At 43.4% G+C, this 10,169-nt stretch carries 11 protein-coding genes and 1 pseudogene; 3 read left to right on the top strand and 9 right to left on the bottom strand.

What is annotated here, in order from left to right; translation table 11 throughout:
- Positions 1-175: 175 nt before the first annotated feature.
- Positions 176-1,069, bottom strand: coding sequence for an MlaD family protein (locus ITJ87_RS18525; RefSeq protein ID WP_005827282.1), 894 nt, complete (start codon positions 1,067-1,069; stop codon positions 176-178).
- A 13-nt stretch (positions 1,070-1,082) separates the two neighbouring features.
- The gene (locus ITJ87_RS18520) at positions 1,083-2,318 is read right to left on the bottom strand and encodes an N-acetylmuramoyl-L-alanine amidase (protein WP_005827280.1); all 1,236 of its coding nucleotides are present in this window, start codon (positions 2,316-2,318) and stop codon (positions 1,083-1,085) included.
- A 200-nt stretch (positions 2,319-2,518) separates the two neighbouring features.
- Between ITJ87_RS18520 and ITJ87_RS18515 the strand changes: the two genes are divergently transcribed.
- Positions 2,519-3,472 carry a transporter gene (locus tag ITJ87_RS18515; RefSeq protein ID WP_035449132.1) on the top strand — a complete coding sequence of 318 codons (954 nt, stop codon included), beginning with the start codon at positions 2,519-2,521 and terminating at the stop codon, positions 3,470-3,472.
- A gap of 12 nt (positions 3,473-3,484) precedes the next feature.
- Here the strand turns inward: ITJ87_RS18515 and ITJ87_RS18510 are convergent, their stop codons facing one another.
- From ITJ87_RS18510 to ITJ87_RS18485, 7 genes and pseudogenes are all read right to left on the bottom strand, one after another.
- Positions 3,485-3,760: a hypothetical protein gene (locus tag ITJ87_RS18510; RefSeq protein ID WP_022401417.1), complete on the bottom strand. Its 276-nt coding sequence runs from the start codon at positions 3,758-3,760 to the stop codon at positions 3,485-3,487.
- 143 nt (positions 3,761-3,903) lie between these two features.
- A pseudogene (locus ITJ87_RS19040) lies at positions 3,904-4,483 on the bottom strand (Crp/Fnr family transcriptional regulator).
- A 34-nt stretch (positions 4,484-4,517) separates the two neighbouring features.
- Positions 4,518-4,874 (bottom strand): DUF3795 domain-containing protein, encoded by a 357-nt coding sequence (locus ITJ87_RS18505; RefSeq protein WP_005827267.1) that lies wholly within the window; start codon positions 4,872-4,874, stop codon positions 4,518-4,520.
- Positions 4,871-5,353, bottom strand: coding sequence for a GNAT family N-acetyltransferase (locus ITJ87_RS18500; protein WP_035449346.1), 483 nt, complete (start codon positions 5,351-5,353; stop codon positions 4,871-4,873). The genes ITJ87_RS18505 and ITJ87_RS18500 overlap by 4 nt, the downstream gene beginning before the upstream one ends.
- 256 nt (positions 5,354-5,609) lie before the next feature.
- Entirely contained in the window at positions 5,610-5,897 is a 288-nt protein-coding gene (locus tag ITJ87_RS18495) for a hypothetical protein (RefSeq protein WP_005833188.1), read from the bottom strand.
- A 358-nt stretch (positions 5,898-6,255) separates the two neighbouring features.
- Positions 6,256-7,227, bottom strand: coding sequence for a glycosyltransferase family 2 protein (locus ITJ87_RS18490; protein ID WP_022401421.1), 972 nt, complete (start codon positions 7,225-7,227; stop codon positions 6,256-6,258).
- A gap of 51 nt (positions 7,228-7,278) precedes the next feature.
- The gene (locus tag ITJ87_RS18485; protein ID WP_005833184.1) at positions 7,279-7,656 is read right to left on the bottom strand and encodes a GtrA family protein; all 378 of its coding nucleotides are present in this window, start codon (positions 7,654-7,656) and stop codon (positions 7,279-7,281) included.
- A 187-nt stretch (positions 7,657-7,843) separates the two neighbouring features.
- On the opposite strand from ITJ87_RS18485, the gene ITJ87_RS18480 reads away from it, so the two are divergent.
- Entirely contained in the window at positions 7,844-9,571 is a 1,728-nt protein-coding gene (locus tag ITJ87_RS18480) for a glycosyltransferase family 39 protein (protein WP_117964093.1), read from the top strand.
- A 20-nt stretch (positions 9,572-9,591) separates the two neighbouring features.
- The gene (locus tag ITJ87_RS18475) at positions 9,592-10,128 is read left to right on the top strand and encodes an HD domain-containing protein (protein WP_117964094.1); all 537 of its coding nucleotides are present in this window, start codon (positions 9,592-9,594) and stop codon (positions 10,126-10,128) included.
- The last annotated feature ends 41 nt before the right edge of the window (positions 10,129-10,169 follow it).

The raw sequence follows: 10,169 nt of genomic DNA, 5'->3' as shown, positions 1-10,169 counted from the left end.
TTTATCTAATACTTTGTCATATAGTGGTTTATGTAGCTTTGCGTCTCTTGTTTTCTTTCTGTGCCCAGAGCAGGAAAAAGCCCTTTTTCGCTCCTTGTATAGAGCAAATGAGGGCTTTCCTTTTAATTCCTTTATAGACTTATTATTTAGACAAAATCTATATAACGTCCATCTTTTACTTATCTTTCTTGCCGAATAGGGAGAAATGGACGTATCGTTTCGGATGCGATTTCAAGTCTTCCAATAAACTTGCTGCGTTGGCAGTGGTGGCGTTCAGATTATTATATAGAGAAGGGTCGTTTAGCAAAAGTCCGACGGTATTGTCTTTCTGGTTCAATTTGTCTGTAATCATTTTTACATTGTTCAAAGTTGCGTCTACCTTTTGCATGGCGGCAGCATAATCTATCTCCTTTAAGTTGTTGGAAATGAGTGCAAAGTTGTCTCCAATGGTATTGAGCTTGCCGGTCAGTTGTGGAATATCATCCTTCATTAGAGTTTGCAACTGGCGGCTTGTGACGGCCATACTTGCTGTTAAATCTTGTACGTTATGCAAGGTTGCAGGGATGGCGGGGTCGGCTAGTATGACATTTAAGGATGCGAGGATGGAATCCAGCTTGGGCAGCATCTTCTCTACTTGCGGCATCATGGTGGCAACTTTTTCCATCATTCCGTTGTTCAGCACGCCGGGGATTGTGTCTCCAATCTGGTATTTCTCCCGTGGGTTATTGGCAAGCAGCAGGTTCATCTTTACGCCGCCAAGCATTTCGGCTGCCAGTTCTGCCGTACTTCCTTTGGGAATGCGCAGCTCTGGGTCAACATCTATTTCGGCAACGACTTTGCCCGGTTGGGTATAGTCGTAGTACAAGTCGCGGACAATACCCACGCGGAAGCCGTCGGCAAAGACCGGGCTGGATTTTGTCAGCCCATTGACATTCTGGAATTTCACGTAGAAATAGCTGGAGGGCTTGAACATATTTATCCCTTTCAGGTAGTTGATGCCGTATACCAATATGCAAAGTGCAGCTATGCCTGCTATTCCTATTCTAACTTCTTTTGTAATATACTTCATGATGTATCTTTTGTTATTTATTTCTGTTCTTTTTAAATTCGCTGATGGCTGTGTTGACGTTTATCTTTTCTCCATTCTTGAACGCAATGATGAATGCGTCCTTGAATTTGTCCGTAATGCTACGTTTGCTGCGCAGCACCTTGTTGTAATCGGGTGATGCGCCGTACGTATATTTGTAGATTCCGCCTTCTTTATAATAATCCACGTCTTTCAGTCCTTTCAGTCTTTTGTCATTCTTGGCCAGAGGACGTGAAGAAGTGAGTATCTGTATCTTAAACACGATGCCGCTCTGTTCTGTTTGGGAAACGGCTGCATTTTCTGACCTTTGCGGGCGTTGGGCAGCTTGGTTACTCTCCGCTTGAGGTGCATTTTTCTTTTCCGGTGTCGCTGTAGCTGCGTTGCCTTCTTCTTGAACGGGCTCGGGTACATCCTCCGGAAGAATGGTATTGCTGCTTCCGTTCAACCGGATTTCCTGCTCGCGCTTATAGGTGAGGAAAGCGCGGAAGATACCGTTGGCAAGTGAGGTGGTTCCTGCTTCAGTGTTCAGGTACCGTTCCTCTTCCGGTGTGGAGATGAATCCGAGTTCCACCAGTATGCTTGGCATGGCACTGGCCTTCAATACCAGAAAACCTGCCTGGTGCACGCCCCGATCTGTACGTTTGCAGGTTTGGCGGAAATGCTTTTGTACGAGGGAGGCGAGGTGCACACTCTGTGACATGTATTTGTCTTGCATGAATTCGAAGATGATGTAGGACTCTGCCGAGTTGGGATTGAAGCCGGCATACCGCGTCTTGTAGTCGCTTTCGTAGAGGATAACGGCATTTTCGCGCTTGGCTACTTCCAGATTGGCATCCGATTTTGCCAGACCCAGTGTCCAGGTGGAGGCTCCTTTGGCCGTCCGGTTTTTGGCCAGGGCATTGGTATGTATGGAGATGAACAAATCAGCTTTGGCGTTATTGGCAATTTCAGCGCGCCGGTCCAGGGGGATGAATATGTCCCGGTCCCGCGTATAGATAACTTTTACATCAGGGCAGTTCTTCTTGATTTGTTTGCCAAGTTTGAGTGCTACATTCAGGTTGATATTCTTCTCTTTGGAAATTTTTCCCACTGCACCCGGGTCGTGTCCACCGTGTCCGGGGTCTATAACGACAACAAAGTCTTTCGCTTCAGCGCTGCCACTGCAAAAGGGGGAGATAAGCAGCCCTAAGCATATACTTATATATAATATGTATCGTCTGTATAGTTTCATATAATTGTAGCAAAGACAATGCTTCCTTTTCGCTTGGCAAATGTAGTGGAAATTTATAGAAAACTAATGGATTATGTTCAGTTTTATTGTTCTTCTTCTCATTTTTAGTGTAATTAATGTCTGTGTTTGAGTAATTAGTGGCTCAATGTATTGATAATATGCGTAACTTTGCGGCAGATAATTAAAATAGCAAATCAAGTATGCTGGTTCGTTTTATAAAGAACTGGACGTTGCCTTTGGCAATGCTTGCCGGTACTTTGGGATATTTCTTTTTTGCAGACATTCCTTTTGTGGCGCCTGCCAAACCTTATGTGAATGGGTTAGTGGCTTTCCTGACTCCGCTTTTGATTTTTTCCCAACTTCTGCTCACTTTCTGCAAGGTGGAGGTGCATGAACTGAAACCCAAATCGTGGCATGGATGGTTACTGCTGTTCCAGACGGTTTCTTGCTTGATTGTTGCGGTATTGTTGGTGTGTTGCCCTATGGAGGAGGTCTACCGGGAAGTGTTTGAAGGTGCAATGGTCTGCCTCATTTGTCCCACTGCAACCGCTGCGGCTGTCATTACCGGTAAACTGGGTGGAAGCGCATCCAGCCTGACGACCTATACGTTGTTGTCCAATCTTCTGGCAGCTGTGGCTGTTCCTTTGGTTTTCCCGTTGGTGGAGCCTCATGCTGACATTACTTTTTTTGTTGCATTCCTGAAAATTCTGAGTAAAGTCTTTCCATTGCTGCTTTGTCCTTTCTTGCTGGCATGGTTTCTGCGTGCGTTTGTGCCGAAGGTGCATCATTTTCTGTTGGGTTTCCATGATGCAGCCTTCTATTTGTGGGCGGTAGCTCTTGCCATTGTCTCAGGGCAGACGGTACGTTCATTGGTCAATAGTGATGCACCGGTATTTGTTGAACTGCTGATAGCCCTGGCGGGACTGATAACCTGCTGTATACAATTCTATTTGGGAAAGAGAATCGGCGGTCATTATGGTGAGCGCATCAGTGGAGGGCAGGCGCTGGGGCAAAAGAATACGGTGCTTGCCATCTGGATGGCATATACTTATCTTAATCCGTTATCTTCCGTCGGTCCGGGATCGTATGTGCTGTGGCAAAACATCATCAATAGTTATCAGCTGTGGAAGAAAAGGAAAAATGAGACGGAATAACTGCTGAGTATTTTACATCTTATTTGCTTTATGGACATAGAGGGTGGTTGCAACAATTATCAGTACAAATGCCATAATGAGGAATATTATCCGGATAAGACGATGTTTTGAAAATAGGTTGGCCATGCAGGCAGAAGCCACGCTGAAACGGGCTATTATAGAATCAATTGTGGCGTTTTCGAAAAAGACTGATGCAATACTCCATAGTGCAATAATGGTTAATATAGCATTGGCTGATAAACAAAGAATTTTATCAAGTGGCATTCTAAATACTTTTCTTGTTCTCATATATAGGACTCTATGTTTAACTCCTTTCATTCCTGCCTTTCGCTGAATCAGCCAAAGGATAGGGCAAAAATAAAAGAGAACTTCCTGACAGAATCAATATTGTCTTGGAATATTGTTAAATGATTGAATTTCTAAACCTATGTTTATTCTTTGCTGTCAAAACTCTGTTTGTGTCTGATGCGGCTCATGTGAATAGGGGTTATTTTCAAGTAAGACGCAATTTCTTTTAGGGGTACCATTTGTAGGATTTCTGGACATTTTTTAAGAAGTTGGAGATAGCGTTCTTCCGATGTAAATCTGAACAAATCCAAGTAACGTGAATACGACTGAAAAAATAATTGTTCGGCTGCAATGCGGGCTATTCGTTGATTTTCTTTGTTCTCTTCAAATTCTTGTAGAAGTAATTCGGAAGAACAGATGTAGATTCTACATGGGGTTATTGCTTGTATATTCAATTCAGATTTTATGTCGTATAAACAATTGGGATAATCAGAGATAAATTCATTGGCAAAAGAAAAACCTACATTATATGTTTTGTTTTCAGTTTGGTTGATGCAGGTATATTTGATTACACCGGATACAATAAACCCGAAGAAAGAACCGACTTCTCCCTCTCGGAGGATAAATTCATTTCTTTTATAATACCGTAGTTCTCCGTTTCTTAAACACAGTTCCCTAAAAGTCAGTGTCTATATTGCCCATGTATGAATTAAAATCTGTCATTTACAACACATGTTTTTCGAAAGGTACAAAATTATTATTTTATTCCTGATTTTTTGTCATTGTTGGTAAGTTGGTTGTGGATTCTCTTATTATAATACTTTAAAAATTTAACTTCACCTACGTTTTTTAAAAGCTTTTGGTTTTCAATGAAGTTTTGTCCGTATTTTAGCCAACGTTTGGTAAATCTTTTGAATTTAGTACATGGGAAATCAGAACACTGGAAACAATGTGTTATTCTTTTTTCCAAGCAACATAAATGGAATGTTTTACATTTTTCACAGCGAGAACCATTCTGTTCTGCTCCTTTGCAGGGACTTTTTTCTCTTGTGTATATGGGACAACCACCACAAAAGACACCACAAGCAGGAATACGTCCGTTATACGATTTCATTCAGCCAGCCTTTTCGCCATCCAAAAATTGGTGAGATAAAGTTGGTTGGCTTTGCGTTTCTGTTCCACTTCTACTATATAGCCTCTTTTCTCAAAGAATGGACGGGCTGTCAGGCTTACTTCTGATGTAATTCGCATGATTCCTCTTGCGGTTGCATACCGTTCTATCTCATTTAGAAGTATGGTAGCAATGCCTTTACCTTGAAAATCTTTATGAACAAACATAGAATGCAAATATCCTTGGTGGGTAATGGATGAAAAGCCGACAATCTGTGACTGTTGATTGGTTGCTACAATAAAATAATGTGTCTTAATCATTTCTTTTATGCGGGAGAGGTCGTTTCCGCACGATGCCCAATCTGCCACTTCTGCTTCTGAATAGTCACGCTTGTTTATATGGAGGACTGTCTCTTGAAACAAACTCATAAGTTCAAGGGCATCAGACTGTTGGGCAATTCTAATTGTAAAATCTGTATTCATGTTTTTAAGTGCTAAAATGTATGCTTTTAGATGTTCCATGTTCTAACAGAAAGTTTTTCAATGTATTTATTGTGTTTGCAAAGATAATTTTTTCATTTCTAATTTATTGGTTTAGGAAACCAAGTTGTTGATTCTCTGCTTCGAATATAAAAAGTATGCGAATTTTTTATGAAGCATGGGAATCTGCTTTCAATCGCCAGCCAATGGCTGATGAATTTAACCGGGTAGATTTCTTGTCAATCGGTTTCAGACCTGCTTATAAGAACAATTTATAACAAAGTACTCCCAATAAAAGCAAGACTAAAGCATATGCTGCAAGAATCGTCTTTGCCCTGAATAGATGTTCTTTATCTGATAATTCCTTTTCAGTAGTATTTCTTCGGATTTCTTCTATTTTCTCAATGGTTACATCGGCTCTCTCAGGACCTTTCCTTTCTACAAGGTATTTGTAGTGCTCCCGCATCCGTCCTCTGCTCAACTTGCGGAGAGCACGGTTCTCTTTATCCCTTTGTAGCATGTCATTGATGCAGCCTAATGTTCCCATAAGCAGATTTTTATCATGTGTAAGCAAAATGGTTTGCTTGCACGTGTACTAAGATACGGCATTTATGTCGCTTTCGCAAGCGATTTTGTGTTTTTTGATATAAACTGATGTGACGATACGATTTTGATAGTTATGTTAACTCATTGTCTGCCAGAGAGTAATTTTGCCAACCCATTGTCATGCTTTTGGCAAACTTTTGCCATGCCTATGGCAAAGTCTTGCCAATAGGGTGGCAAAATCTTGCCAACTTGTCGGCAAGAAAGACATACACTGTTCCCTATACCTTTATTATAGTGTGATAGCGTGACAAGTGTTTTTCCTTTTTAAAACTTTTGTGTAGAATGATGATGGGCTTCTTTTATTCTGTTTTGCCGGACGGCATCAGCAGTTCTTCTTCATTGTAGCGCGGTCGGTCCTTCACCTCAATGTATATTTTGCCGATGTATTCGCCTACAATCCCCAGCGACACAAGTATCACACCTCCTACCAGCCAGACGGAAATCATCAGTGATGACCATCCGGGGACGGCGTTATGCTGTGTGTAAGAGTGAAGTGTCCATCCGGTGACACACAGTGCCACAAGAATAAAGATGCAGCCTATCCAAAAAATCATACGGACCGGTTTGACGGAAAAGGAAGTGATACCGTCGATGGCAAAATTAAGCATCTTCCGGAAAGGATACTTTGATTCTCCGGCAAAACGCTTGTCACGATTGTAGTACACGCTGTCCGTCTGGTAGCCGATGAGGGGAACCAGCCCTCGAAGAAAAAGGTTGCGCTCGCGGAAGCGGCATAGGTGTTGTATAGCCCGCTGGCTCATCAGGCGGTAGTCGGCATGGTTGTAGACGGATTTTACCCCCATTGCCTTCATCAGCCGATAAAAGACCAAAGCGGTGTTGCGTTTGAAGAAAGTGTCGGTCTTCCGTTCTTTACGTACGCCATAAACGATGTCATTGCCCGCTTTATAGCTGTTTATCATGTCCGGAATCACCTGGATGTCATCTTGCAAGTCTGCATCAATGGAGATGGCTATCTCGCAACGCTCTTTTACTGCATTGAGTCCTGCTAGCAGGGCATTCTGGTGTCCTACGTTTCCTGCCAGGTTCAGTCCGCAGGCATAGGCCGTATTTTGGTGCAGTTCTTTGATGATAGCCCATGTCTGGTCGGTGCTTCCGTCGTTTACATATAATATATAGCTTTCCGGGGAAATTTGCCGGGCTTGTATCAGCCGGTCGAATAATTGGCTCAATCGTTTATGGGTTTCATGCAGCACTGCCTCTTCTTTGTAGCAAGGTACGACAACGGCGAGTATGGGAGAGTTTTCCATCATAGAACAAATCTTTTTGCAATATTCGTAAGAAATCGGGAGAAAAACAAATTATCACTCTTTTCTTTTGAAAACGAAACGTACGAGTAAGAAGTTGACCGGAATGGCGATGGCGAAAACCGGAATGGGGGCCAGAGGTTTGGGGATGCCCATCCAGAGAGAGAGGTTCAGCAACCCCATGTGTAGCAGATAGCTGCATAAGTGTGCCCCTCCAAATCCGAAGGCTTTTCTCCATGAGGGCTTTCGGCCGAAGGTAAAGTAAGCAGTCAGATAGAAATTGGCGATGAAGCTGAGAGCATATCCCAGTGTATAGGCTATGTTTACATTGATAACCCGTTGTAATACAAAATACAATCCGTAGTGCAGAGCTGTCGCAAAGATGCCCACCATTACGAAGCGTACAAATTCCGGTAGTTGTTTCAGCCGCTTCATCTTAACATTAAATATCTACTCTCTGTTGCCATTATCATTGGGGCGGCAAAGTTAGGCATTGTTTCAGAATTATTTGTAATTTTGCTTTGCGAAATTAAGCTGCATCTCAGCAAATTGCAAATAAATTTGCATCTGCTTTCGGTTTGCGCTATCTTTGCGTCCAGAAAACATAAAAAACAAATAAGGTATGTCGGACAGAAAGAAGGCGTTCTGGTTTATTGCGCTGCTGAGTGTGCTTGTGGTTGTTCCCTTTCTGGGAGAAACCATTTTTTATTCCAAGGGGGAACCGCGGGAGGCGATTGTTGCCCTTTCTATGCTGGAAAGTGGAAACTGGATACTTCCGGTGAACTATGGTACTGATATTGCTTATAAACCCCCTTTCTTCTACTGGTCAATAGCCGCCGTCTCTTCCCTTTTTGGAGAGGTGACGGAGTTTTCCGCCCGTTTCCCGTCTGCATTGGCTTTTTTAGCCATGCAGTTGATGTTCTTTGCCTTTGTGGCAAAACGTAAAAACGTTCAAACGGCGTTTCTGGCCTCTATTCTTCTTTTGTCTTCTTTCGAGGTGCATCGGGCGGCTGTCGCTTGTCGGGTCGATATGGTTCAGGTTGCCTTTATCGTTATTTCCCTTTGTCTGCTGTTCCGCTGGGATGAGAAGGGATGCCGCGGAGTGCCCTGGCTTGCGGTGTTGCTGATGGGATGTGCCACGTTGACCAAAGGGCCGGTAGGCTCCATATTCCCTTGCGCGTGTATCGGTGTGTATCAGTTGTTGCGCGGACGTTCTTTCTGGAAAGCGTTTTTCTCGTTGGTAGGTATCGGCTTGCTTTCTTTTGTTCCTTATTTAGCTTGGGTATACGTAGCTTACAGACAAGGTGGACAACCGTTCCTCGATTTGGTTCTGGAGGAGAATACCGGGCGGTTTATGGGCAAAATGTCCTACGAGTCCCATGAAAATCCTATATGGTATAATTTCCTGACTTTGATTTGGGGATGGATTCCCTGGACGTTGGTTCTGGTAATTTCCTTGTTTGGCTTGAAGTGGAAAAACATGCGTTGTCTGCCGGAAGGGGAGACCCTGCTGTTGCGGTTGAAGAAGGGCTGGACTGCTTTCCGCAACCAGTCTCCGGTACAATTGTTCACGTGGCTGGTCATTCTGATAATCTTTGTCTTCTACTGCATCCCCAAGAGTAAGCGGAGCGTTTATCTGCTTCCCATCTATCCGTTTATGGCAGTGCTGATAGCTGAGTATCTGTTGGCTTTGGTACAAAAGGGGGCACGAGTTTTCAGGATTTGTGCAATCATCTTTGCTTCTTTGGGCTTGTTGCTTACGCTTGTTTTTGTCGTAGTTCGTCTCGGCCTGGTTCCCGACAGCGTTTTTGGAAGCGGACGCCATGCCGCTGAGAATGTAGCCTTTATGCATGCGTTGGAGGATGTGGCTTTGTCTGTTCCCAAGTGGCTCCTGGTAGCGCTTCCCGTAGTAGCCGCTGTCTGCACATTACGCATGGTGGTTAAGCGTGCAGATAGCCGGTCATTATTATATGGTATAGCAGGATGTATGCTTTGTCTTTTCGTATCATTGGATTCTGTTTATCAACCGACGGTGCTGGCTGTGAAATCTGATAAACATCTGGCTGAAAGGATCAATATGTATGTTCCGGAAGGTATGGTCTATTCTTACTCGAAAATGAGCTTTTATGGTGTTAACTTCTATCTGAAAGACCGCATGCGGCACATTGAAAAGGAACGTCCGTCCAGTGGGGAGGGATATTTGTTGGTTCCTGTAAAGGAGGAGGAGAATATGTTGGGAGAGCTGGAACAGACGTATCATCTGGAAAAGATATTCCGTACAGACAGACGCAGTTGTGATATGCGTAATGAAATCTGCATGTATAAATTCAGGGTGATTGACAATTCATAACCCATAACTTATAACTTAAAATGAATCCGATAGATATCATTAACAAATATTATCCGGAAGAGAATGAGTTGCGGCATATACTGTTGACGCACAGCCGTTCCGTAGCCGACAAGTCGTTATGGATTGCCGACCGCCATCCGGAACTTTCATTGGATAAGGATTTTCTGTACGAGGCTGCCATGCTGCACGATATAGGCATTTTTCTTACAGATGCGGCAGGTATCCATTGTTTTGGCGACAAGCCTTATATCTGTCACGGTTATTTGGGAGCCGACCTGATACGCGGCGAAGGCTATCCCCGCCATGCTTTGGTTTGTGAACGCCATACGGGTGCCGGACTTTCATTGGAGGGAATCATTGCGCAGGATTTGCCCGTACCGCATCGTGAAATGGTCCCGGTCAGCTTGGAAGAACAAGTTATCTGTTTTGCCGATAAGTTTTATTCAAAAACTCATTTGGAAAAGGAGAAAAGTGTAGAAAAAGCCCGTAAAAGTTTGGAACGTTATGGTGAAGAAGGGGTACGGCGCTTTGATAATTGGTGCGAACAGTTCTTGTAGCAATCTAAATTTCTTTAAAAAGGGAGATTATCCGTATAAAT

The organism is Bacteroides sp. HF-162, from assembly GCF_015679285.1.
Classification (GTDB): Bacteria; Bacteroidota; Bacteroidia; order Bacteroidales; family Bacteroidaceae; genus Bacteroides; species Bacteroides uniformis.
Note: the sequence above shows the minus strand (reverse complement) of the source record. Positions and strands in the feature narration are given on the sequence as shown.